23 protein-coding genes, 1 other RNA gene and 2 riboswitches are annotated in these 24,150 nt (G+C 59.0%); of the genes, 14 read left to right on the forward strand and 10 right to left on the reverse strand.

Features of this window, described 5'->3' with window-relative positions:
* Position 1: 1 nt before the first annotated feature.
* The 3 genes from JZI28_RS16500 to JZI28_RS16510 all read right to left on the reverse strand — a co-directional run bounded on the left by JZI28_RS16500 (position 2) and on the right by JZI28_RS16510 (position 3,828).
* Positions 2-1,090, reverse strand: coding sequence for a microcin C ABC transporter permease YejB (locus tag JZI28_RS16500; protein ID WP_027241634.1), 1,089 nt, complete (start codon positions 1,088-1,090; stop codon positions 2-4).
* Positions 1,091-1,099: 9 nt separating this feature from the next.
* Positions 1,100-3,082, reverse strand: coding sequence for an extracellular solute-binding protein (locus JZI28_RS16505; protein ID WP_375698312.1), 1,983 nt, complete (start codon positions 3,080-3,082; stop codon positions 1,100-1,102).
* Between the two features lie 239 nt (positions 3,083-3,321).
* Entirely contained in the window at positions 3,322-3,828 is a 507-nt protein-coding gene (locus JZI28_RS16510; protein ID WP_295452764.1) for a cytochrome c family protein, read from the reverse strand.
* Between the two features lie 120 nt (positions 3,829-3,948).
* Between JZI28_RS16510 and JZI28_RS16515 the strand changes: the two genes are divergently transcribed.
* The 7 genes from JZI28_RS16515 to JZI28_RS16545 all read left to right on the forward strand — a co-directional run bounded on the left by JZI28_RS16515 (position 3,949) and on the right by JZI28_RS16545 (position 10,362).
* Positions 3,949-4,782 (forward strand): prephenate dehydratase, encoded by an 834-nt coding sequence (locus tag JZI28_RS16515; RefSeq protein WP_295452767.1) that lies wholly within the window; start codon positions 3,949-3,951, stop codon positions 4,780-4,782.
* A 161-nt stretch (positions 4,783-4,943) separates the two neighbouring features.
* Positions 4,944-5,594, forward strand: coding sequence for a hemolysin III family protein (locus JZI28_RS16520; RefSeq protein ID WP_375698313.1), 651 nt, complete (start codon positions 4,944-4,946; stop codon positions 5,592-5,594).
* 146 nt (positions 5,595-5,740) lie between these two features.
* Positions 5,741-5,955, forward strand: a riboswitch (cobalamin riboswitch).
* 101 nt (positions 5,956-6,056) lie between these two features.
* Entirely contained in the window at positions 6,057-6,413 is a 357-nt protein-coding gene (locus tag JZI28_RS16525; RefSeq protein ID WP_297339680.1) for a DUF1636 domain-containing protein, read from the forward strand.
* A complete protein-coding gene (locus tag JZI28_RS16530) occupies positions 6,410-7,228 on the forward strand; it encodes an ABC transporter ATP-binding protein (RefSeq protein WP_375698314.1) in 819 nt (272 codons plus the stop codon). The genes JZI28_RS16525 and JZI28_RS16530 overlap by 4 nt, the downstream gene beginning before the upstream one ends.
* Positions 7,225-8,172 carry an ABC transporter substrate-binding protein gene (locus JZI28_RS16535; RefSeq protein ID WP_375698315.1) on the forward strand — a complete coding sequence of 316 codons (948 nt, stop codon included), beginning with the start codon at positions 7,225-7,227 and terminating at the stop codon, positions 8,170-8,172. The genes JZI28_RS16530 and JZI28_RS16535 overlap by 4 nt, the downstream gene beginning before the upstream one ends.
* Position 8,173: 1 nt before the next feature.
* Positions 8,174-9,187 (forward strand): FecCD family ABC transporter permease, encoded by a 1,014-nt coding sequence (locus tag JZI28_RS16540; protein ID WP_375698316.1) that lies wholly within the window; start codon positions 8,174-8,176, stop codon positions 9,185-9,187.
* An 87-nt stretch (positions 9,188-9,274) separates the two neighbouring features.
* A protein-coding gene (locus tag JZI28_RS16545; protein ID WP_375697739.1) for an IS3 family transposase occupies positions 9,275-10,362 on the forward strand; the annotation gives its coding sequence in 2 pieces (ribosomal slippage) (positions 9,275-9,536 and positions 9,536-10,362; 1,089 coding nt in all).
* Here the strand turns inward: JZI28_RS16545 and JZI28_RS16550 are convergent.
* The 3 genes from JZI28_RS16550 to JZI28_RS16560 form a co-directional block, all read right to left on the reverse strand.
* Positions 10,290-11,570 (reverse strand): DUF6538 domain-containing protein, encoded by a 1,281-nt coding sequence (locus tag JZI28_RS16550; protein WP_375698317.1) that lies wholly within the window; start codon positions 11,568-11,570, stop codon positions 10,290-10,292. The genes JZI28_RS16545 and JZI28_RS16550 overlap by 73 nt on opposite strands.
* Positions 11,571-11,668: 98 nt before the next feature.
* Positions 11,669-11,767: signal recognition particle sRNA small type (gene ffs / locus JZI28_RS16555), an RNA gene on the reverse strand.
* Between the two features lie 156 nt (positions 11,768-11,923).
* Complete coding sequence (locus JZI28_RS16560) at positions 11,924-13,804, reverse strand: 5'-nucleotidase C-terminal domain-containing protein (RefSeq protein ID WP_375698318.1); 1,881 nt, start codon at positions 13,802-13,804, stop codon at positions 11,924-11,926.
* A gap of 327 nt (positions 13,805-14,131) precedes the next feature.
* On the opposite strand from JZI28_RS16560, the gene nudC reads away from it, so the two are divergent.
* From nudC to JZI28_RS16575, 3 genes are all read left to right on the forward strand, one after another.
* Positions 14,132-15,118, forward strand: a complete 987-nt coding sequence (nudC, locus tag JZI28_RS16565; protein WP_375698319.1) for an NAD(+) diphosphatase — start codon at positions 14,132-14,134, stop codon at positions 15,116-15,118.
* Between the two features lie 67 nt (positions 15,119-15,185).
* Positions 15,186-15,653 carry an SRPBCC family protein gene (locus JZI28_RS16570; RefSeq protein WP_295452789.1) on the forward strand — a complete coding sequence of 156 codons (468 nt, stop codon included), beginning with the start codon at positions 15,186-15,188 and terminating at the stop codon, positions 15,651-15,653.
* A gap of 157 nt (positions 15,654-15,810) precedes the next feature.
* Positions 15,811-16,042: riboswitch (cobalamin riboswitch) on the forward strand.
* Between the two features lie 107 nt (positions 16,043-16,149).
* Positions 16,150-16,575 carry a hypothetical protein gene (locus JZI28_RS16575; protein WP_375698320.1) on the forward strand — a complete coding sequence of 142 codons (426 nt, stop codon included), beginning with the start codon at positions 16,150-16,152 and terminating at the stop codon, positions 16,573-16,575.
* A gap of 43 nt (positions 16,576-16,618) precedes the next feature.
* On the opposite strand, the gene JZI28_RS16580 is transcribed toward JZI28_RS16575, so the two are convergent.
* Complete coding sequence (locus JZI28_RS16580; protein WP_375698321.1) at positions 16,619-17,164, reverse strand: protein-tyrosine phosphatase family protein; 546 nt, start codon at positions 17,162-17,164, stop codon at positions 16,619-16,621.
* Positions 17,165-17,490: 326 nt separating this feature from the next.
* On the opposite strand from JZI28_RS16580, the gene JZI28_RS16585 reads away from it, so the two are divergent.
* Positions 17,491-19,338 (forward strand): DNA polymerase III subunit gamma/tau, encoded by a 1,848-nt coding sequence (locus JZI28_RS16585; RefSeq protein WP_375698322.1) that lies wholly within the window; start codon positions 17,491-17,493, stop codon positions 19,336-19,338.
* Between the two features lie 153 nt (positions 19,339-19,491).
* On the opposite strand, the gene JZI28_RS16590 is transcribed toward JZI28_RS16585, so the two are convergent.
* Positions 19,492-20,043 (reverse strand): cysteine hydrolase family protein, encoded by a 552-nt coding sequence (locus JZI28_RS16590; protein WP_375698323.1) that lies wholly within the window; start codon positions 20,041-20,043, stop codon positions 19,492-19,494.
* Between the two features lie 80 nt (positions 20,044-20,123).
* Here JZI28_RS16590 and JZI28_RS16595 point away from each other — a divergent pair, with 80 nt between their 5' ends.
* On the forward strand, positions 20,124-21,059 hold the full coding sequence (locus tag JZI28_RS16595) for a GlxA family transcriptional regulator (RefSeq protein WP_375698324.1): 936 nt from the start codon (positions 20,124-20,126) through the stop codon (positions 21,057-21,059).
* A 91-nt stretch (positions 21,060-21,150) separates the two neighbouring features.
* Complete coding sequence (locus tag JZI28_RS16600; protein ID WP_295452804.1) at positions 21,151-21,495, forward strand: YbaB/EbfC family nucleoid-associated protein; 345 nt, start codon at positions 21,151-21,153, stop codon at positions 21,493-21,495.
* Between the two features lie 154 nt (positions 21,496-21,649).
* Here JZI28_RS16600 and JZI28_RS16605 read toward each other — a convergent pair whose 3' ends face one another.
* A complete protein-coding gene (locus tag JZI28_RS16605; RefSeq protein WP_009809887.1) occupies positions 21,650-21,856 on the reverse strand; it encodes a cold-shock protein in 207 nt (68 codons plus the stop codon).
* 593 nt (positions 21,857-22,449) lie between these two features.
* Between JZI28_RS16605 and recR the strand changes: the two genes are divergently transcribed.
* Positions 22,450-23,049, forward strand: a complete 600-nt coding sequence (recR, locus tag JZI28_RS16610) for a recombination mediator RecR (RefSeq protein ID WP_375698325.1) — start codon at positions 22,450-22,452, stop codon at positions 23,047-23,049.
* Positions 23,050-23,095: 46 nt separating this feature from the next.
* Here the strand turns inward: recR and ltaE are convergent, their stop codons facing one another.
* On the reverse strand, positions 23,096-24,148 hold the full coding sequence (gene ltaE, locus JZI28_RS16615) for a low-specificity L-threonine aldolase (RefSeq protein WP_375698326.1): 1,053 nt from the start codon (positions 24,146-24,148) through the stop codon (positions 23,096-23,098).
* Positions 24,149-24,150 lie beyond the last annotated feature (2 nt).

The following is a 24,150-nucleotide window of genomic DNA, read 5'->3' on the forward strand; positions in this document are numbered from 1 at the left end:
TTCAGCCCTCCCGCTTTTCAAAGTCAATGCGGGGATCAACCAGCACATACATCAGATCGGAGATGATCCCGACCACCAGGGACATCAGACCAAAGATATACATGGTGCCAAACATCACCGGGTAATCCCTCGCCACCGCGGCCTCAAACCCCAGGCGGCCCAGACCATCCAGCGAGAAAATTGTCTCAATGATCAGGCTGCCGGAAAAGAATATGCTGATGAACACCGCCGGGAAACCGGCAATCACAATCAACATGGCATTGCGGAACACATGGCCATAGAGCACCCGGTTCTCAGACAGCCCCTTGGCCCGTGCGGTGATGACATATTGTTTTTTGATCTCATCCAAAAAGGAGTTCTTGGTCAAAAGCGTCAAGGTGGCAAAGGAGGCAATGGTTGAGGCAATCACCGGCAGCGCGATGTGCCAGGCGTAATCGTAGATCTTGCCAAACAGGCTGAGGCTTTCCCAGTTGTCAGAGGTCAGGCCGCGCAGGGGAAAGATCTGCCAGTAGGAGCCACCCGCGAACAGAACCAGCAGCATGATCGCAAACAAAAATCCAGGGATGGCATAGGCGGCGATGATGATGCCACTGGTCCAGGTATCAAAACGCGAGCCATCGCGCAGCGCCTTGCGAATCCCTAGGGGGATCGAAATCAAATAGGCAATCAGTGTCGACCACAGTCCCAGAGAAATCGACACCGGCATCTTTTCCAACACCAGCTCGGTCACGTCGATCTTACGAAAATAGCTCTCACCAAAGTCAAACCGCATGTAGTTGACCAGCATCAGGCCAAACCGCTCCAGCGGTGGCTTGTCCAGGCCAAACTGCTCTTTCAGCTCCTCGATGAGTTCCGGCGGCAGGCCCTGACGGCCTGCGTAGCTGTCATTGGCTTCGATCACCGATGATCCACCAGAGTCCCCGCCGCCACCGGCAAAGCCCTCAAACACATCACCGCCGCCCTGCAGCTGCGCGATCACCTGTTCCACCGGACCGCCGGGGACAAATTGCACCAGGGTAAAGTTCACCACCATGATGCCAAACAGGGTTGGGATCACCAGCAGTAAACGTCTAAGGATATAGGCTGCCATGTCGCGCCCTTACCGCAAGGCGCCCGAGGCTTTCAATTCAGCCTCGCGCGCGGCATCCACCCACCACAGGTCCAGCAACCCGGTGTCATAGGGAGGCAGGTTTGCAGGGTAGGCATATTGTTTCCAATGGGCGATCCAGCTGACGTCCAAATACCAGGTTGGCACCATGAACCGTTTTGCCCGCAGCACCCGGTCCAGCGCACGGGCATTGGAGTAGAGCTCTTCCTGAGTTTTGGCGTCAACAACATTGTCAATCAATGCGTCCACTGCCGGATCCGCCAAACCCGCCGGATTAAAGACGGAGAACTTATGCGCCTCGGCCCCAAAGAACTGATACAGGCCGGTCGACGGCTCCAGTGACATTGGATAGGCAAAGGAGACCATGTCAAAATCCTTTTCCCGGCGGCGGCTGGTGTATTGCGCGTAATCCACCCGATTGAGCACCGCGTCGATGCCCATTGCCTGCAGGTTTGACACATAGGGGCCGACGATACGTTCCAAAGTCGGGCTATCAAGCAGGAATTCGATCTTCAGAACCTCGCCCGCCGCGTTCTGGCGCATGCCCTCGCTGTTCACTTCCCAGCCGGCCTCATCCAGCAGCTTCATGGCGCGGCGCAGGTTGCGACGATCATTGGGACGTTTGGGTTTCGAGGCATGGGCCATCACCGGCACAGAGGTCAGGATCGCCGGATCAATCTGGTCGTCCAGCGCGGTCAGCACCTCCAGTTCGCGCCCCGTCGGCACGCCCTTGGCCTCCAGATCGCTATCCTGCCAGAAAGAGCTGCGATGGCGGAACAGCCCGTATTGCAGGCTCTCGTTGGTCCATTCAAAGTTGAAGGCCAGCTGCAGGGCCTCGCGCACCCGAATGTCCTGGAACTTGGGCCGCAGCAGGTTCATCACAAAGCCATTGGCCACGGGCACATTGCCGTCCGGGATCTCGTTCTTGATCACATCGCCACGCGCAACCGCGTCAAAATCATAGGAGGTCGCCCAGCTTTTTGAGTTATTTTCAGGCCGCACCGTATAGACGCCGGCCTTGAACCCTTCCATGGCGGCAATGGCATCGCCAAAATACTCAACCCGGATGGCATCATAGTTATGGCGACCGATGTTGACGTTCAAATCCTTGCCCCAATAGTCGGGGTTTCTGCGGTAGGTGATGCGCTGGTTGATCTCGGCCTTGTCCAGAATATAGGGGCCAGAGCCAATGCCCGGATCTAGGCGGGGTTCATCCAGGCGACGGTTTTCGGGATCGGCCTCAAACCAGGCCTTCGAGAAAACCGGAGTGCCCCCGACCTGGGTGATCATGGCCCGGCGGGGAAAATCCGGAGAGAAATAGAATTTCACCTGATGCGGGGCCAGCGCTTCGGCTTTGGGGATGCGTTTGCGCACCGCTTCGGCGTAGGATTGCAGGCCCTGATCCAGCAAAAGGTTATGGGAAAACACCACATCTTCCGCCGTCACCGCAGTGCCATCCGAGAACCGCGCCTCGGGGCGCAGGTTAAAAATCACCCAATCCTGGCTTTCGGGATACTCTAGGCTTTCGGCAATCAAGCCATAATAGGATCCCGGTTCATCATAGGATTCCACCATCAGGCTTTCAAAATGTGATGAGGCCAAGGCGCCGGCACGTCCCTTGCGGGTAAAGGGGTTCATGCTGTCAAAGGTGCCCAGCGCCGAAATCGACAGCTCGCCACCCTTTGGCGCCTCTGGGTTCACATAGTCAAAATGGGCAAAGCCTTCGGGGTATTTCAACGCGCCAAACTCGGCAAAGCCATGGCTTGTGATCACCTCCTGCGCGGTGCCCCGTTGTGGCAGGGCAAGACACAAGGCCAGTGCCAACCCCAGAAGCAACAGGTAAACTGCGTTTGCAGGGCCAGATTTTGCAGAGGCTGATGGCGCCACCTGTACCTGCGCCCGCACCTGCGCCTGTGCAAAGCTTTGGGCGCCGCCGCGTCGTGTCACCTGATTACCTGCTATCCGGGATGTCATCCGTCACAACCTCCATTGCCCGGCCTTGAACTGGTCCGGTGTTTTCCTGTCTCTCAAGCTAAAACCCGCAGGCGGTAACATTCAAGCTGAGATTACCTGATCCCGGCACTCATCAGATCGCAAGCGCGTGATCCTGCCATGAGAACAGGGCATTCCGCGCCCGCTGCATAAGCAAAAGGCCGCAGCATCCGCCACGGCCCTTTGAAATCTGTGTGCTGGTTCAGGAAACCAGGCCCGGATCAGTCGTCGAGACTGTCCAGATAGGCAATGAGGTTTACCCGGTCTTTTTCTTTCTTCAGACCAGAGAACGACATTGAGGTGCCGGAAGCATAGGCCGAAGGCTTTGCAAGGAAGGCGCTCAGCTCTTCTGCTGTCCAGGTCCCGCCCAGTGCGGTCAGGGCGCCGGAGTAGCCAAAGCCATCCATGCCAGCCTGGGCGCGGCCAACAACACCATAAAGCGAAGGACCGGTGCCGTTCACACCCTCTTCGAGTTTGTGGCATGCAGAACATTTTTTGAAGACCTTGGCGCCTTTGCCAGCGTCCGCTGAGGCCATCAGCTCTTCAAAGCTGACCTCAACAACATCTTCATCGGCGGCGCTCGCATCCGCCACTTCAATTACATAAGATTGCTCACCATGCGCGTCTGACGCATAGAGTACATCCGCGGCCCAGTGGCCCAGAAGAAGCACCAGGAACGATCCGCAAACGCCTGCAGTCGCTTTGGTTAGGGTCATCGTGTCAAACATGAATCGCGTGTCCGTTTTAGCTGTCTGGGTCGTTGTCTAAGGCTTCCACTCGTCAGTGGCAAGGTATAGACAACGCGACGAAATGCCCGTTTGCTGAAGTTTTGCAGGAAAGTCGCACTGATGACCGGAAAAATTGCCATTCAGGGGGAGCTCGGCTCTTATAGTCACGAGGCGTGCCGCAACGCCCGGCACGATATGGAGGTGCTTCCCTGCAGCACATTCGAAGACGTCATCGAGGCGGTGCGCTCAGGCGCGGCGGACCAGGCGATGCTGCCGGTCGAGAATTCCACCTACGGGCGGGTTGCCGATAGCCACCGGCTGTTGCCCCACAGCGGTCTGCATATCATCGATGAGGCCTTTGTGCGGGTGCACATCAATCTCTTGGCCGTGCCCGGCGCCAAACTGGAAGACATCCGCGAGGCGAAATCGCATCTGGTCCTGCTGCCACAATGCGGGGAATTTTTGCGCAAAAACAATATCATGGGGCGGGTCAGCCCGGACAATGCCCGCGCCGCCCGCGATGTGGCAGCGGCCGGCGATATCCACACCGCCGCCCTGGCCAGCGAGTTGGCGGGCGAGATCTACGGGTTGGACGTGCTGGAGAAAAAGATCGAAGATCGCGGTGACAATACCACCCGTTTCCTGATCATGTCGCGTGAGCCCGACACCACCCGTCGCGGCGCCCATGGGATGATCACCAGTTTTGTCTTTCAGGTCCGCAACATTCCTGCGGCGCTCTACAAGGCCATGGGCGGCTTTGCCACCAATGGCATCAACATGACCAAACTGGAAAGCTATATGGTCGATGGCTCCTTCACCGCGACGCAGTTCTACGCGGATATCGACGGCCATCCAGATGATGCAAACGTGCAACTGGCAATGGACGAACTGTCTTATTTCACCACCAATGTGGAAATTCTCGGCGTCTACCCTGCCGACAATGGCCGCTTTTAAGCGGCCCCGCCTCTCTGCACTTGCCAGACTGCGCTACTCTGGCGGATCGTACAGCGGCGCGCAGGCGCTGACGTATAGGAACCCAGGGACCACTGGGTCCCGCCCCTAGACTCTCCACCGCATCCTTCTTATCGCTGGGGCACACCCTGCGCGAGTCCACCATGACAGCTACACCACAAGCCACAACCTACCCCAGCGCCAATCCCGCCCATCGCCGCGCCGATATCGTGGTGCATGCGATTGGTCTGACCCTGATTCTGACCGCCGCTGCAGCCCTGATTAACAAGGCCAGCGCCGGTCTCGATGTTTCACTGATCGCCGCCCTTGGCGTCTATGTCCTCTCGCTGCTGGCCTCCAATATCGCGTCAAGCCTGTACCACTTTGGCCCCTGGCATCACCGCCGTGTTTTACTGCGCCGCATCGACCATGCAGCGATCTATCCCAGCATCACCGGCACTTTCACGCCCTTTTTTGTGCAGGCAGGCACCGCCTGGACCTGGGCACTCTTGTATCTGTGCTGGGGGCTGACCGCGCTGGCGATCTGGAACAAGATTACCAATAAAAACGTCAAGTCCCGCTGGTCGACGGCCTCTTATCTTGGGCTGGGCGCGCTGGGACTGTGTGCGCTGCCGGATCTGACCATGGTGCCGGACACCAGCCTGTGGTGCATCCTGTCTGGCGTCACCAGTTTTGTAATCGGGATCGGGTTCTACGCCCGCAAGAGCCTGCCGTTTCGCTATTCAATCTGGCACGCATGGGTCAATACTGGCGGCATTCTCATGTTTACAGGCATCTGGATCGCCCTGTTCTGATCTCGGCGCCCCTGCCCCCTGGTGCAGCCCTGACCAAGCGCATAGCCCCAGCAGCCCAACAGCCAGGTGGTATTGGCGCAGAGCGCACCAGTGTCGCCAGAGCTCAGCTGCGGCCTTTCAATTTGATTGACAGTCTCAAGATTGAACTCATACATGGCCTAGATGGTTTTTACCGGGGTCACTCCGGAAAAATGAAAAGGGAATACGGTGTGGAGTAGCCAATAGGCGCCAAATCCGTGACTGCCCCCGCAACTGTGAGCGGAGAGCACTGCTGCAACACGCCACTGCCCCCTGGGGTGGGAAGGCGCGGCAAGGCCTCGACCCGCAAGTCAGGAGACCTGCCATCCATTTGTTCACTCAACCCAGGGCGGGGAGTCCTGAAGGAGGCTTAGATGGCACAGAATAACTGGCGACCCAGGACCAGCACCTGCTCTCTTCGTGCGTTTACCAGCGAGGCGGGACATGACCAACACCAGTGATCATTCCATATTGATTTGCGCCACCTGCAAAGGGCCGGGAGCGGCGCGCGAACTCCGGGCAGCATTGGCTGAACGAGTGTCAAACCGGTTCGCGTTGCGGGCTGTCGACTGCATGGCGGGCTGCGAACGCCCCATCGCAGTCGGACTGCAGGGGCCGGGCAAGACGCAGTATCTGTTTGGCGAGATCGATGCGCAGGCAGATATCGAGGCGATCGCCTGTTTTGCCCGGCAATTTTTGGCAAGCGACACCGGCTGGAGCACAGCTTCGGAGCGGCCAGAGCGGTTGTACGACAAAACCCTGGCACGGCTTCCCGCCTACAGGCCGGAGGTCAAGACATGACCGGTTCCCCTCCTTTATCCCAACCTTTTCTCTGCGTGCGCGACCTAGAGTATTTTACCCTGAACGGGGATGCGCTGGTCTCGGGGGTTTCCTTTGAGTTGCAGCAGGGATCAATCCTCGCCATCGCCGGGCCAAATGGGGCGGGCAAATCGACCCTGCTGAACCTGCTTTCAGGATGTGAACCGCTGGCGGTCGGAGAAGTTTTTATAGGTGGTGCCAGCCTGCGCCAGATGAAAGCCCAGGACCGGGCGGGACGCATTGCCCTTGTCAGCCAGCAAAGCTCGCCGGATGGGCGGCTGCGCCTTCAGGATTATGTGGCCCTTGGCCAATTGCCAATCGCGGCGCGCCGGTCAACAGATCAAAACACCAAAGCCGTTGAGGCCATTCTGGATCTTACAGGGCTTTCGCGGATGGCGCGCAAGCCCATGGCACAGCTGTCAGGAGGGGAGCGCCAACGGGCCCATATCGCCCGCGCCCTCGCCCAGGAGCCCGAACTATTGTTTCTCGATGAGCCGACCAACCACCTGGACCCGGATGCCAAAGGCCGCATTCTGTCCCTGGTTGCCTCGCTGGGTATCACCGTTGTCATGGTGGTGCATGATCTGGTGATGATCCCGGAGTTTGCCACCCATGCCGCCCTGATGAAATCAACGCGACTGGTGGCCTTTGGTCCCGCCGCCAAGGTGCTCACCCCTGAAAATGTCCAGGCGACCTTTGGGGTCAGCTATCTGAGCTTTCCCCATGAGGGCCGGATGATCCCGGCTCTGGATATTCGCAAAACAGACTTTCAAAATCCGAAGGAAAATTCACAATGAAAACGCTCTGGTCTGCTGTTCTCCTGCTGAGTGCTGCAAGTAGTGCCGCCGCATATGACGTCAGCGTCGACAATTGCGGCACGCCGCTGGTTTTTGAAACCATGCCGGAACGGCTGGTTGTGCATGACATCAACATGTCCGAAATGGCGTTTGCACTTGGCCTGCAGGACAAGATGGTCGGCGTCACCGGCATCAGCGGATGGTATAAAACAAGCCCCGAATTCGACAAGGCTCGCGGCGACATCCCTGAACTAGCCCCCAAATATCCAAGCGTCGAAAATCTGGTTTCGGCCTCTGCGGATCTGTTTTTTGCCGGGTGGTACTACGGCATGAAACCCGGCGGAGATGTGACCCCGGACACGCTGGCGCCTTTTGGGATCAAAACCATGATCCTGACCGAAAGCTGCGTGCATCTGGACAAGGATCGCCCAGAAGCCAGCATGGAGCTGTTGTTCAATGATGTGCTGCGCCTTGGGAAAGTCATGCAGGTGGAGGACAAGGCAGCAGAGCTGGTGGCAGGCTGGCAGCAGCAGCTGGCCGAGATTGAAGCCAAAACCGCAGAACAGCCCAAACCTCGTGTTTTCCTGTTGGACGGCCCGGCAGATGCGCCGTTCACTGCTGGCAGGTTTGCCATCCCCGACGCCATGATTGCGGCTGCAGGGGGCGCCAGCGTCACCCATGATCTGGACACCAGCTGGGGGCGCACCTCTTGGGAAGCGGTCGCGGCCGCCAATCCAGAATTTCTGGTGCTGCTGGACTACCAAAACGGCAATGGCGCCGAAGACACCTTTAAGTTCCTGCAGGAGCACCCGGTTATGGCCCATACGGATGCGGTTAAAAACCAACGCTGGGTAGGGCTGCGCTACGAAGAGCTGACCCCTGGACCGGCAAATATTGCCGCCATCGAGAAAATGGCCAAGGCCATGCATCCGGGTCTCAACTGATATGGGCCGTTTTGGCCTTTCGCTGATGTTGGGGGCGGCCGTTTTGGTCGCCCTGCTTTTACTCTCCGTCCTCTATGGGTCCACCGATGTGCCGGTGGCGCAGGTCTTTGCCGCCATCTCTTCGGGATTGGGGTTCAGCAGCCTGGAGCCAGAGCCCATACATCGGATCATTTTTGACCTGCGCCTGCCGCGGGCGCTGTTTGCCGCCCTGATCGGTGCCGGATTAGGTATGGTCGGCGTAGTGCTTCAAACCACAACCCGCAACGATCTGGCGGATCCGTTTTTGTTCGGTCTGTCCTCTGGTGCCGCCGCCGGCGCGGTTCTGGTCATCACCGTCACCGGCGATTTTCTGGGGCTTTGGACCCTGCCCCTCGCCGCCTTTAGCGGTGGGCTTGTGGCCTCCGGTATCGTGCTGCTGCTGGTGCGAACTCTGCAAAGCAGCGCTCCGGAGAAGCTTATCCTGGCCGGGCTGGCCGTCTCGTTTCTGTTTGCAGCAATCACCCATTATTTGATCTTTTCTGGCGATACCCGCGCGGCCCATTCGGTGATTTTCTGGATGCTTGGCGGGCTTGGCCTTGCCCGCTGGGAGACCCTGCCTCTGGTTGCTGCCGGATTGGCGCTCATCGCGACCTATGCCGTTTGGCGCAGCCGCTGGCTGGACGCGCTCCTGACGGGGGACACTACCGCGAGCAGCCTTGGCGTACCGGTTGGCGCGCTGCGCACCCGCATGTTTCTGATCTGCGCCCTGGCCACCGCCGCCTTCGTTTCCGTCGCCGGCGTTATCGGCTTTGTCGGCCTTATGGTGCCCCATATCGCCCGTGGGCTTGCCGGGCCGATGCATGGGCGCCTGTTGCCCATGGCCGCCATAATCGGCGCGGTTCTGCTGACCGCTTCCGATATCGTGTCGCGCTTGCTTCTGGCGCCGCAAGAATTGCCCGTAGGGATCGTCACCACATCGGTTGGGGCGGCTTTTGTCTTTCTTTTGCTCCTGGGTACACATCGGCGGGGGGCCTGAAACAGACGCGTCGAACGGTAATCCCCCCTAAAAATAGTGGTGTTCCAAAGTAGAATTTTCTCGGCAAGATATCTGAGGAGATTTATGATGAAGAATGGACGATTTAGCGACGCGCAAATCATGGCAGTGTTGAAGCAGGCGGAGGGCGGTGTGCCGGTCTCTGAGCTTTGCCGCGAGCACGGAATGAGCAGCGCGAGTTTTTACAAATGGCGGGCCAAGTTTGGCGGCATGGACGCGTCCTTGATTTCCGAGATGAAGGATATGGCGGAAGAGAACCGTCGTCTGAAGCGCATGTATGCCGAGATGAGCATGCAAAACGACCTGCTGAAAGAAGCGCTTGGAAAAAAGCGTTAAGGCCGTCTCATCGGCGAGAGATGGCCATGAATGCAGTTGCGCAATATGGGGTCAGCATAGCTCTGGCCTGCCGTGCGTTCGAGATCAGCGAGACCTGCTATAGATACAGCCCTGTGCTGAGCGATGACAACGAAGAGATCGCAGATTGGCTTGAACGCTTGACGGCTAACAAGCGGACCTGGGGCTTCGGCCTGTGCTTTTTGTATCTGCGCAACGTGCAGGGCTATGGCTGGAACCATAAACGTGTCTACCGGGTCTACTGTGAGCTGGCGTTGAACCTGCGTATCAAGCCGAAGAAACGCTTGAAGCGGGACAAGCCGGAACCACTGGCTGTGCCTGAAAGACCAAATGAAACTTGGTCCATGGACTTCATGGCGGATCAGCTGGCGGATGGCCGGTCGATCAGGGCATTAAACGTCTTGGATGACTTCAATCGCGAAGGACTGGCTATTGAGGTCGACTTCTCGCTGCCTGCTGAACGTGTCGTGCGTGCGCTGAACCAGATCATTGAGTGGCGCGGAAAGCCCCAAGCTATTCGTGTGGACAACGGCCCAGAATACGTCAGCGGGAAGCTCATGGAATGGGCTGAGAAACGCAATGTGCGGCTCGAATATATCCAGCCCGGTAAGCCCCAACAGAATGCCTATATCGAGCGCTACAACCGCACCGTTCGTGGCGAATGGCTGGGGCAATACATCTTCGAAACCATCGAGGAGGCACAGGACCAGGCAACACAATGGCTCTGGACTTACAACAACGAGCGACCCAACATGGGCATCGGCGGCATGACACCCGCCATGAAACTGAAAACGGCTGCGTGAATTCTACGGCTGGACCCAATTAAAAATGGGGGGATTACCCCTGCATCTGGCGTAATTCGAACAACATGCGCACCATCTTCTTCTCGGAAATCTTCACGCCGCAATTGAGCGATTTCAGCCACTCGTGCGCCAGAAAAAGCGCAAAGCCAAGGTATCCACACTTTTGCTGCAGTTGTTTTCGGAGCTTCCAGCGGTTTGCCCTTGGGCGACGTTTTCGGCCTGTAACTCTGAGTTGCCATAAGAACCTTAAGCGCTTCCCTGTCTGTATAACCGCGCTCGCGCGTTTGGGTTTTCTTGAGGGTAGGCAAGCGGATATCAGAAGCTGGATTCTCCTTTATCAGCTGCTTTTCTACCGCCCACTTGAACAGACTTCGGATCGTCGGCAGATAGACTTTGCTGATTGTCGTAGGATGCTTTTGAGTAAGCGTATGGTCTAACCATTCAGTCATATTCTTCTTGGAAATTTTGGCGGCGTCATCATGGCGTAAAAACGAAACCAGGCTGTCCACGGCGAGCACCTGCCTCCGACCGCCATCACGCATGTAGCCAAGCTTTTGGCGCCTGAATACATAGTCGCTCCAAAGCTGTTTCACGCTCACCGGTTGAGAATGATCATCCGGCGGCTGTGCGCCCTTGATGATAGGTGCAGTAGGCTGACCACTGTAGTCACCTTCGTCACGCTCTGCGACCCGTGCCAGCGCCTCTAGCTCTGCACTGCATAGTGCACGTGCAATCACACGCCACTCTTGGCTGCCTGCCTCAGCATCAAGATTTCCGGTTCGCCGAAAACGTTCGATTTGAGCGCCCACAAGCGCGGACAGTTCATCATCATCTGCTCGACCTGCAATCGCCATTCGCAACCGACTTACCAGAACATCATCAATTCCAACACTGGCATAGCGCAGATCGTTTCTAAGCTGATCATCAAAGGCCAAGCGTTGTGCGTAATGGCTATGCGCTATCTGATCAGGCGCCAAGGGGTAACGCACCTGGGCACGCGGCGGCTTTGCCTGACGCTCTGCTACTGCGATCCGATTCTGAAGTTGGGCAACAGCCCCAGGCAGGAGTCTGACGGCCGCCCTAAAATCCCCACCAAGAGGAGTCCGCAACTCCGTTTTCCCAACAATTCCGCGCAGATCCTTTGGAACGACCAGTCGGGCAAAATAACGACCCTTCCGGTTGACCATATTTTTGATTTTTCCGGTCATCACCAACCCCCGTTTGTAACCAATGTTGTAACAACAAAACGGGCATAATGCCTTGTCTGCAAGGGGTTTATTTATGATCAATGACTTAGCAGGAGATAAGGTGAGAGGTTGGACATCGACCCAAGCGGGGCTCGTTGTGGCTGCTTCCTTCCGGATCTGACCAGGTTGGCGAGGCGCCTGCCCGCGCCAACCTCTCGAATCCCGATATAGGCAGAGTTTGCCCCGATGACAAGAGCGATGCGGTCATGGCCTGCAGCAAACATAAGCCCCTTGGCGGGTTTGCAGCTGCTCAACTCCTCAGCTCACTTGCTTTCAAATAACCCCAACAGCAGGCTTGGCCAGAGCGGGCAGGGTTAAAGGCTCAGCCGGAGCTTTAGAAACCCATTTGGCGTCACGCCGCGGTCTTCAACCAGACCTTCGGGCAACTCAGCCAGGTAATTGCGCGCGACCGGCCCGGTATAGACGTCCACCCGTGTCTCTGGAAGCCGACTGAGCCGCCAGGGGTAGTCGGCCTGTGCCAGGGCATCTTTGGGCAGGCGTCCTGATACGTAATCGCAGATCGCATCGCGGATTTTGATCCGGGGCAGGTTCAGTTTCTCTGCCTCCTGCACCATTTTGAAGTTGCCGCCGCCACTGGCCCGATAGCTGTTTGTCGCAACTGAAAACTGCTGCGTGCCGATAACCGGTGCCCCGTTCCAGCGCAGATTTCGGATCCTGTGCGAATCCGGGTTGATCACCAGACCAGAAGACGAAAATCGCGGTGGCTGCGAGACATCAATTTCGTACTCCAGGCCAAATATCACATCAAAATTATGCCCAGCGCGCTCCAGGTTGATCAGCTCAGTGTCGCGACTTTCCGGGGTGACCTGATTGAACATGCCAGCAGACATTTCCAGCCAATCCCGCAGCTGATCCCCGGTGACGGTCACGCCCCAGATAGCATTGGGGAACACCTGCAAATCCACAACATTGCGCATGCAGAGATCCCCCGCCGCAATATCCGTGTAGTTTTCCGGCCCTGAGCGACCGCCAAATTTGCCCGGTGACACCGCCGACAAAAGCGGCAGATCCCCCGCCCGGGATCCGGCCAGCAAAGGGCGCATTGCTGCCATCTGAGCGCAGGCTGTCAGGGCCAGACCATGGTCCTGACCAAAGAAAATAAAATACGAATGCAGAGCGTCGGAACTATATCCAACCGGTTCTTTCATCCGGGCCTGGGTCTGCGCGTTCGCCTCTGCCAGGATCTCGACCAGGGCCGGATCCTCCTCCACCAGAGGCGTCAGCCTGCCCCAGGCATCCCGGCGGGAAATTGGCAGGGCGCTGGCCTGCCAGGTCTCCACCTGCCAGCCGTCAGGCCCATACCGCAGGTGCAGGTCGATCTGCCCCAGGTGGGAGCCATGTGCCCCGGGCATCACCACGGGTTTTGCAAAGGCATGTTCAGGGTCAGGCAAAACCAGGTGCGTATGGCCACCAATCACCGCATCAATGCCAGCCGTGGCCACAATCGGACGCAGGGCGTTTTCCATATTCGGAACAGAGAGCTCCCCGCCAACCCCGGTGTGCGCCAAGGCAACGACCAGATCACATCCCGCCGCCCGCAGCTCTGCGGCGCTGGCTGCGGCAGCCCGTACCATGTCTTGGACCTGAACCTCGCCTTCCAGCAAATCCGCATCCCAAATCATCGTCTGCGGAGGCAGCACCGACAGAATTCCGATCCGCAGACCTGGCGCCTCGGGCAGCGCAGCCAGATGCCGTTCGATAATCTTTGTTTTTACAAAGGGAAGCGCGCGACCGGGCGAAACCGCAGACATGTTGGAGCATACCACCGCACAGGGTGCATCTTTCAATACATCCTCAAGCACCGGCAGGCCAAAATTGAAATCATGGTTGCCCAGCCCCAAGGCATCATAGTTCAATGCCGCAAAGGCTGACATCAAAGGATGCACGGCAGCGCTGCAGGGGGCGGAGCTTTCTGGGTCGAGCTTCAGGGCGGTTTCCCCAATCGGCGAGCCCTGCAAAGCGTCCCCGTTGTCCAGCAAGAGGCTCGCACCCCCCTGAGCCTGGACCTCGTTGCGGGCGTCCGAAATGAGACTGGCCAGGCGCGACAGGCCAACGCCCGGGTCCTCGCGGTCCGCGTAGTAATCTCGGCTGAGAAGGTTACAGTGCAGATCCGTTGTCGCAAGAATGCGCAACACGCCGGAGGCTTCGGATTTGGAAGAGGCCAAATCTGTCATTGTGCTGATATCACAGCTGTCACTGCTTGGTCCAATCTCTTGCTTCACCAGCCCCCCTTCTGAGAACCGCCACCCATTTGAAACAGCGTTTCACAAATTTGCAAAGCCTTCAAACACATCATCTTTAAGAAAAATTAACCAAGTTGCAGGGGAGCTAGCCCCAGCGCAACCAAAGTCAAGACAACACTCCGACAGCCCCTGAGGCGCAATAAATCAGAGATACTCTGGTATTTCGTGCGCCAAGGCGTCATCACTTTGGAGAAATGCGCCAGATCGCGGGATAGGCCCCCGTGTCTCTGGCATCACAGTCAATGCGGGGAGCGGTGGATGAAACGAGCAGAACAGGTAACCTTTGGCGGTGGCGGCGGTTTGGATCGCAAAGCGCAGCTGCGAGAAGATCCCTCCGCACTGGAGACCGCCTGGGCCGCCCCGGAAACGCAGGTTCTGATGACTTGGCGCGGCAAGGTTCTCAGCCAGCGCTCTGACCCGGATCGCGGGCCAGATGGTCTGGCCTGGATTGCCTCCAGCCACCCCGTGGCCATGGAATACCGCAGCGCGGCGCTCTATCTTGGCGCCAGCCCTGACGGGGCAGAACGGTTTGCCTGCGACCTTGGCACTTGGCAGCCGGACGCCCTGGATGAAATGGCCCTGGCCAGTTTTGCCGATACCAGCGAACAACAGCACCCGGACCTGCCCGCAGGCTATGTCCTTGCCGAGCTGCGCCGCATCATGGCGCGCCTGTCTCCGCTGGAGGCAGAGCTGGCTGCCACGGCCAAGGCCCTGCTGTCCTGGCATCAGTCACACCAGTTCTGTGCCCGCTGCGGCGGTCAAAGCCTGGTCACGCAGGCCGGCTGGCAGCGCCAATGCCCCAGCTGCAAAGCGCTGCATTTCCCCCGCACCGACCCGGTTGTCATCATGCTGATCACCCATGGCGATGACGTCCTGATGGGGCGATCCCCTGGGTGGCCAGAGGGCATGTATTCGCTGCTGGCTGGCTTTGTGGAACCCGGAGAAACACTGGAGGCTGCCGTGCGGCGGGAAGTATTTGAAGAGACAGGCGTTTCTGTGGCTGAGGTTGGCTATCTCTCCAGTCAGCCCTGGCCCTTTCCCATGTCACTGATGTTTGGCTGCAGCGGTCGGGCCACCAGCCGCGACATCACCATCGACCCCAAGGAAATCGAAGATGCAATCTGGGTCAGTCGTCAGGATATGATGACTGTCTTTGCAGGAGAACACCCTGTCATCAAACCGGCGCGAAAAGGAGCAATTGCACATTTTCTTCTGGAAAACTGGCTTGCGGACACCTTGGATTAAGGAGATTATTCTATCACCAAATCCTACACTACTCTCTAAGGGCTGACGACAGGTCAGGCGGCATATCATGGAATTAACGAGTAAAGAGGACGTCGACACGCCTCTGGCTGAAGTCTTTGAAGCAATTTCCGATTTTGCCAGCTTTGAACGGTCGGCAATCCGGCGCGGCATCGAGGTACAGCGTCTGAGCGATGATCCGACCCCTCAGGTTGGCATGGCTTGGGATATCCAGACCGAGTTTCGCGGCAAACCGCGTAAATTGCACCTGAAGCTTTCCAGCTATGAGCCCACAACCTTGATTGGGTTTGATGGCGAGAGCCCCAGCCTGTCAGGCAAGGGCCAGATTGAGCTTCTGGCGCTCTCTCCGCGGCGGACCCGTCTTTCGGTGAAGGTCAATCTGCAGGCCAAAACCCTGTCCGGGCGTCTGTTGTTGCAATCGCTCAAACTGGCGCGCTCAAAGATCAACACCCGTTTCAAGCAACGTGTGGCAGAGTTTGCCAGCCTGACCGAAGACCGGGCAAACCGCAGCGCCTGATCCCGGTTGCAGCCTGCCAGACAGTGTCCCCTGACCAGCAGCAGGCCAGCCCCTGCGGATTTCTGCGTGCTGGACTGCTGCTTGCAGGTTTCTGTGTGCCGATATCAGCCGTCCTGTCCAAGCTCTCAATTCTTGATTGACGACTCATACCCGTCAACGATAGCGATTAAGAGATGGTTTCTGCGACGCATAACCTTGCGTCCAGAATGAAAAGGGAACGCGGTGCGGCCAGGCTTTTGCAGCCCTGCCAACTCCGCGACTGCCCCCGCAACTGTAAGCGGCGAGCGCTTCGGGTAAACCACTGGTACAGGGATGTAATCCCGGCCGGGAAGGACCGAAACCGTATCGACCCGCAAGTCAGGAGACCTGCCATCACCAATGTAACTCGAAACTGGACGGGGAGTCCGGGCGAGTGCATGAGGTGAATGTGGGCGACGCCCCGCCCGGTCTCATGCCTGCGCCACTGATTTCCCCGCCAGCGCGCGGAGGGCGCATCATGACAGCGATGGACCAGACAACGACCAAAGAAACACATCACTTTTCCCAAAGCATCTGTATGCACCTGGGCAAACCCTGCCCGGCCCTGAGCCGGATGCTCACGGCGCTTGCCGGGGCATTGGATAAGGCCCGCCCGGTGACATCCGCCGAATTTGAGCTCTGCGGAGACAGTCTGCTGGATGGCTGCGCCCGTCATTGCCCAGCCCGGTTCATTGCCAGCCATGACCGCATTCGGGTGTTTTGTGACGTCAGCGAAGCAGCTGATACAGCAACCCTGGATCTGTTTGCTGATACCCTGTTCCAACCAGACAGCCGGGCATTTTCCACCACCAAACTGCATCAGCCCCCCTGCGCCATGGGTGAGGCCCTGCCAAAACCCCTGCCTCAACAGACCACAGCGCAAACCGTCCACCCTGCCCTGTAGCCCCGGCATCGTCGAAGCCATTAAGGAGGGCGTCTCGCCCTTCTTATTTGTTTCTGGCTTTCCGTGTCCCGGCGCGTTTTGCAGCGGCCAGCGCCCAGGTCATCTGTTCCTCGGTCTCGACCGCACAGGCGCGCACAGCACGCAGTCGGCGCAGCGCCTTGTCGGGGTCTTCCCCAGCTTCGATCATCAAACGCAATACCACCATGCCGGAGCGCCCGCAGCCGCCCTTGCAATGCACCAGCACCCGGCCGCCGCCCCGCAACGCCTGCAGGGCCAGCGTGCTGACCTCGGGCCATTGCGCCAGCATCGCTTTGGTCGGGGCAGAAAAATCCGGCAAGGGCAGGTGGATCCAACGCGACCCCATGGCCTGAAAATCCTGCCCCAAAGGCGCGGCACCCGCGCCCACATGTTCGACTTCGGTTGTCATCGAGATCACCAGTCCTGGCTGCCAGTCATGCAGATGATCCATGTCTCCCCTGTAGTCGCCACCGCTGCCCGGCAGCGGACACAGCGCCAGAATGCCATCCGCGACACTCAGGGCATGCAGGGTCAGGGATCGTACGGATTGGTCAGCAAGGTGATCATTCATGCCGCGCCCCTTCCTGCTGTCCGGCCGCGCAGGCAGATGGTATCAGGCAGCGCCTACAAAATCCGGTGTTTTTGGACATTGGCATACTCATATCAAACAACCCAGGCAGCACGAGCCCACCCCCTGTTAAAAAGCTGGTTGAAAACAGGGGCCGCACAACTCAGCAAAACCGCCCCCCACAAGGGCCAGCACCCGGCACAAAATCAGGCACCGCCCCCAAACTCTGACCTGCCGAACCCCAGTTGGTCAACAGCGGTGGACGAAGCCCGCCAGCCCGCGTACCTTGCCCGGACGCGATCCCGCCTTCCGAATCCGGCAAGAGACCTATGAACGACAGCACAAGCGACAGCAGCCAGCCTCAGTATCAAGTCCTGGCGCGGAAATACCGCCCCGAGACATTTGCCGATCTCGTTGGCCAGGACGCCATGGTCAGGACGCTGAAAAATGCGTTTGAAACCAACCGCATCGCCCAGGCCTTTATCATGACCGGTATTCGCGGCACCGGGAAAACAACCACGGCACGGATCATCGCCAAGGGGATGAACTGCATCGGCCCCGATGGCACCGGTCAGCCCACCACCGAGCCTTGCGGGGTCTGCGAACATTGCACCGCCATCATGGAAGGCCGTCATGTTGATGTGATGGAGATGGATGCCGCCAGCCGCACTGGCGTCGGCGACATTCGTGAGATCATCGATTCGGTCCAGTATCGCGCCGCATCCGCTCGCTATAAGATCTACATCATTGATGAGGTGCATATGCTCTCCACCAGCGCCTTTAATGCGCTGTTGAAAACCCTGGAAGAGCCGCCCGCCCACGTCAAATTCATCTTTGCCACCACCGAGATCCGCAAGGTGCCGGTGACCGTGCTGTCGCGCTGCCAGCGCTATGATCTGCGCCGGATTGAACCGGAAGTGATGATCGCCCTGATGCGCAAGATCGCCACTGCTGAGAACGCCGAGATCAACGAGGATGCCCTGGCCCTGATCACCCGCGCCGCCGAAGGTTCGGTGCGCGATGCCACCTCGCTGCTGGATCAGGCCATTTCCCATGGCGCCGGCGAAACCACCGCCGATCAGGTGCGCGCCATGCTGGGTCTGGCCGATCGGGGGCGGGTGCTGGATCTGATGGACATGATCCTGCGCGGCGATGCCGCCGGTGCCCTGACAGAGCTGGGCGCGCAATATGCCGAAGGCGCTGATCCCCTGGCGGTCCTGCGCGATCTGGCCGAGATCACCCACTGGGTCTCAGTGGTGAAAATCACCCCTGACGCGGCAGAAGACCCCACCGTCAGCCCGGATGAACGCGCCCGTGGCCAGCACATGGCAGAGGCCCTGGCGATGCGGGTTCTGACCCGGATGTGGCAGATGCTGCTGAAAGCACTGGAAGAAGTCGCCGCTGCACCAAATGCGATGATGGCGGCTGAAATGGCGGTGATCCGCCTCACACATGTGGCCGACCTGCCCAGCCCGGAAGAGCTGATCCGCAAATTGCAGGACACGCCTCCGCCGCCCCCTAACGGTGGCCCCGGCGGTGGAATGGCGACGACTGGCTATGGCACAGGCGGCTCTGGCACAGGGCGTTCTGGCCCCATGCAGGGCATGGGTGCGCCTGCGGCGGGCGGCGGCGCTCCTGACGGAGCGCCCATGGCATCCGGTGGCGCGCCTCACGGCGCGCCGGTTGCGCAGGGTGGCAACGGCACCGCAACAGCGCTGGCGCCAGAAACCCTTCAGGCCCTCGCCCGCTACCCAAGCTTTGAGCATGTGGTCGATCTGATCCGCCAGCGCCGCGACGGGTTATTGCTGGAATATGTAAAAACCTATCTGCGTCTGGTTTCCTATCAGCCCGGGCGCATTGCCATCCAGCCAACGGCGGACGCCCCCAAGGATCTGGCCGCCAGACTGGGGCAACAGCTGCAAAACTGGACCCAGGCTCGCTGGATCATCTCGCTGGCAAATGACGGCGGTGGCGATACCATTACCGAGCTGGAAAACGCCGCCGAAAACGCCCTGCGCGCCAAGGCCAGCGAACACCCGCTGGTGCAGGCCGTGCTGGAGAGTTTTCCCAAGGCCAAGATCACCCGCATCCGCACCGCACAGGAACTGGCCGCCGAAGTCGAAGCCGAAGCCCTGCCAGAGGTGGAAGACGAATGGGATCCCTTTGAAGAGGACTAACCCTGTGCTGCACTGTTCTGGCCTGTCCTGTTCCGGCCGCCCCCGCCGCCGCAGCGCAGTTAAACTGCGACAGCAGGGCCAAGAGGTTGCCGTCGGCAACCTCCTGCCCGCGCAGGTTACGGTCCGAGGGATGGATCGCAGCGCGTCAGGCGGCTATCGGGCCTTCAGGACCTCAGCGGTTGAAACGACCCGCGCATAGCTCATGGCGAGAGGCGCCATAAAGGCCGCATGGACCTGCTGGGCGCTCAGCTCGACACCACCAAACACCATGGCCCGCGCGGCGCAGGCATCTTCTGCCACAGTAACGTCAAAGCCAAGATCACGCGCCGCCCGCGCTGTCGCATCAATGCACATCTGGCTCATGGCGCCACAAAGGGTCAACGCCTCAACACGGGCCTCTTGCAATAGATCCAACAGGCCCGTGTCGACAAAACTATTGGGCCGCGCCTTGGTCAAAACCGGCTCACCTGTGGTGGGGGTAACGGCGCTATGGATGTCAGCCCCGTGGCTGCCCGCGCGAAAGAACGGTGCCTCGGGCGACGGGTTTTCATGGCGGATATGCACCACCATCTGACCAGCCTCACGGGCCGAGGCAAGCAGAGACGCGGCATTTTCCGCCGCCTGCTCCATCCCATGCAGCTCCCAGTCGCCAGCTGGGAAGTAATCGTTCTGAATATCCACCAACAGTAATGCAGTCTTGCTCATCTTGAGCCTCCTTTTGATTTCATGGTCTCAGGATTGCCCGGACTTGACTGCAAAACACATTGGCGCGTACGACAATAGATATGCAGGAACTGCCAAATATCTCCCTTGCGCTGGTTGATTACCCCGGCGTGCAGAAATCCGCGCTTTGGGGGCTGGCGGATCTGTTTTCGCTGGTGCCGCGCCTGGCCCCGGATGTGCCCGGGCCAGAGATCACCCTGGTGAGCACCGCCACCCTGCCCAAGCAAAGCTTCACCGCCTTTGTGTTCCCACCTTCGCTGGAACAACAGCGTGGCAGCCCGCAGGACCCGCTGGCCCATTGGGCCAAATCCCAGCACCACGGCGGGGCGATTGCCTGTTCGGTCTGTGCCGGCGCCTTTTGGCTGGGCGCTGCTGGCCTGTTGCAGGGACGTCCCGCCACCACTCATTGGGCATTAGAGCAGGAGTTTCAGACACGGTTTCCACAGGTCGACCTGCAGGCAGAAGAGATCCTGATTGATGATCACGATGTGATCACCGCCGGCGGGCTCATGGCCTGGCTGGATCTGGGGCTGCACCTTGCCGGGCTATGGTATGGGCCAAGTATGGTGTCAAAGCTGTCGCGGCACCTACTGGTCGATCCGGCCGGGCGGGCGCAGCGGCATTACTCCAGCTTTCGCCCCAACCGCAGCCATGGCAACAGCGGCATTCTGAAGGCCCAGCGCCACATGGACCAGAATCTTGCCGCGCCCCTGGCCAGCGCCGACCTTGCGAAGGTTGCCAGTATGAGCCTGCGCAGCTTCAGCCGCCACTTTGACCGAGCCACCGGCTATACTCCTGCGGCCTACCTGCAAAGCCTGCGCATTGAAAAAGCCCGCAACCGGCTGGAGCAAAGCACCGCCACGGTTGCCGAGATTTCCTGGGCCGTCGGCTATGCGGATCTGCCAGCCTTTTCGCGCGCCTTCAAAGCCGTCACCGGCCTCACCCCCGGTGCCTATCGCGACCGGTTTCGCACCGCGCCGCAGTCTCGCAGGCCTTAGGAGCACCACCCCTTTAATCGCGCGCTTACCCTTGTGCGCCTGGCCCTGGCTTCGTATTTAGGTCCCAACAGAACTTTTTAGGAGAAGACAGATGCTCAAAGGCCTCGGCGGGCTTGGCGATATGGCCAAGATGATGAAATCAGCACAGGAACTGCAGACCAAAATGGCAGAGATGCAGGAAGAACTGCACAATGTCATGGTGGTGGGCGAAGCAGGGGCTGGCCTGGTCAAAGCCACGGCCTCGGCCAAGGGTGAGCTGAAAGAGCTCGATATTGACCCGTCGATCTTTTCCGGGGATGACAAAGAAGTTGTCGAGGATCTGATCCTGGCCGCGATCAAGGATGCCCAGTCCAAGGCGGCGCTGAAGGCACAGGAAGAAATGACCAACCTGACCGAAAGCATGGGCCTGCCCAAGGATATCAAGCTGCCCTTCTAACTGCGCAGCACATGACCCTAGCTCAAAGGGCGGCCCTCAGGGGTCGCCTTTTGTCTGTCTGCGGCTTTGACCCTGTGTCCGCAGGGCCAAGCGCAAAAGAAAAACGCGGCCTCCAAAGAAGACCGCGTTTTCAAAATTCTGGCTCGAAAAAGGCTTACGCCAGTTCGAGGTTCACAGCGGACTCACGACCGTCGCGGCCGGGTTCGATGTCAAAAGTCACTTTCTGGTTGTCGGCCAGACCGGTCAGACCGGAACGCTCAACAGCAGAAATGTGAACAAATACGTCTTTGCTGCCACCATCGGGTGCAATGAAGCCGAAGCCTTTGGTCGAGTTAAACCATTTTACGGTGCCTGAAGCCATGTCCGTAATCTCCTATTAAATGCTGCCCGCGTTGGTGCGGCAGCCCGGCGTTGTAGGTCTGGATCGAAGACTGAACGCCGTAAACGGGAGACAGTGGGTCGAAAAAGAAAAACGTTAGCAGTGCCTATATGCGCGGAGGTCGATTTTTTTTCAAGGGTGAATATACGTCCAAGGCTGTTTAGCGCCTCTGCAATCAAAAATGGTGATTGCCCCTGAGCAGCGCCTATCTTGCTAAAAATATGGCAAAATCTGCGTTTTTGCCCAACTTGCGGTCGTTTTCTGGCGCCTTACCTGTTCTTTGCCCAGCCTGCCCGCCTCCTCTGGTGCCAAAGTTTTTTTCGACCTTTTACGCAAATGGCAGAAACTACCTGACTAAAACCGCTGTTGCTGGGGCTTTTCAGGGCTTCGCCGGGTCTGGCTGCGCCCATTTGCCCTTGATTCGGAACCCTATTGAGGCAGGTTTCCCGCCTTGCCCGCCTTATCTGTCTTGATCTTGACCACACCCGGAAACAAAGCCCGCGCGGTTGCACCATGGGTCTTGCAGCGCCGGGGTGCTTTGCGCCTATATGCAGCAATCGCAAAGGACCCAAGACATGAACGACGACAGCATCAGCGAGATCGAGCATTTGATTGCTCTGATGGCAAAACTCCCGGGCATGGGGCCACGTTCAGCCCGTCGGGCGGTGCTGCATCTGATCCGCAAACGGGCGCTGTTGCTTACGCCGCTTGCCGAAAGTCTGGGACAGGTGGCGACCAGCGCGCGCGAATGCCTGAACTGCGGCAATGTCGGCACCCGTGACATCTGCGGCATCTGCACCGATGAGCGGCGGGCCAACGGGGAGATCTGCGTGGTGGAAACGGTCTCGGATCTTTGGGCGATGGAGCGCGCCGCCAGCTTTAAAGGCCGCTACCATGTGTTGGGTGGCACCCTGTCGGCGCTGGATGCCATTGGTCCCGAAGACCTGCGTATTCCGCGACTGGTGGACCGGGTTGCCAGCGAAGGCGTGCGCGAGGTCATTTTGGCGCTCAACGCCACCATCGACGGCCAGACCACCGCCCATTACATTGCCGACCAACTGGAGGATCGGGTCCAGCTCACCACCCTGGCACAGGGCGTGCCAATTGGCGGCGAGCTGGATTATCTGGATGACGGTACAATCATTGCCGCGCTCAAAGCCCGTAAACAGCTCTGAAATCAGAACAGTACGATGCCGACGACCGGTGAGACCTGTCGGGGTGTCAGCCGTAAAACTGTTGCACAGCCTGGGTCACCAGTTCCAGCCCTGCGTCACTGACATCACGGTGCAGCACCAAACGGATCGGCCCGGTTTCCCCGGTGCCAATCACCACGCCATTTTCGGCCAGATGCGCCTGAAGATCCATATTGCGCCCGTCGCCGGGGGTAAAGAAGACCATGTTGCTGGCCTGGGTTACCGCGCCAGATTGCAGGTTCCCAAGCGTTGCGGCCAGAGCTGCGGCCCGCGCGTGGTCTTCGCTCAGACGGGCGACATTGTGGTCCAGCGCATATAGCCCCGCCGCCGCCAGCAGCCCGGACTGCCGCATGCCGCCGCCCAGCATCTTGCGCCAGCGGCGCGCCTTGCTGATCAGATCCTTGGGGCCCACCAGAACCGATCCTGCAGGTGTGCCCAGACCTTTGGAGAGACAGATCGAAATGGTATCAGGGATCTGGGCCAGATCCTGCTCGGCACATCCAAGCGCCGCGATTGCGTTAAAGAACCGGGCCCCGTCCAGATGAACCGCCAGCCCCACCCGGCGCGCCGCATCGGCGGCGGCTTGGGTCTGCGCCAACGAAACAACCTGGCCGTTATGGGTGTTTTCCAGCGACAATAACCGGCTGATCGCCATATGGCTGTCATCGGGTTTGACGGCAGCAGCAATTGCATCCGGGTGCAAACTGCCATCTTCTTGGATCGGCAAAGGGCATAGCGCGATGCCCCCCAGCACCGACGCCCCGGCGGCCTCATATTTGTTGACGTGGTAATCGACGCCCACCAGAATTTCTTCGCCGCGCCCACAATGGGCCAGCAGCGCAACCAGATTGCTTTGGGTGCCGGTGGGCAGCAGCAGCCCAGCCTCTTTGCCCAGACGTTCGGCAAGCAGGGCCTCCAACCGGTTGACGGACGGGTCTTCGCCGTAGACGTCATCGCCAAGATCCGCCGCAGCGATTGCCGCCATCATACCTGCATCCGGTCGGGTCACTGTATCACTGCGCAAATCACACAGCGGCTGATTGCGCCCCAGGCTGGGGCTCGTGCCTGCATATTGGTTCACTT

The organism is Pseudophaeobacter sp. TrK17 (genome assembly GCF_042192375.1).
Lineage (GTDB): Bacteria > Pseudomonadota > Alphaproteobacteria > Rhodobacterales > Rhodobacteraceae > Pseudophaeobacter.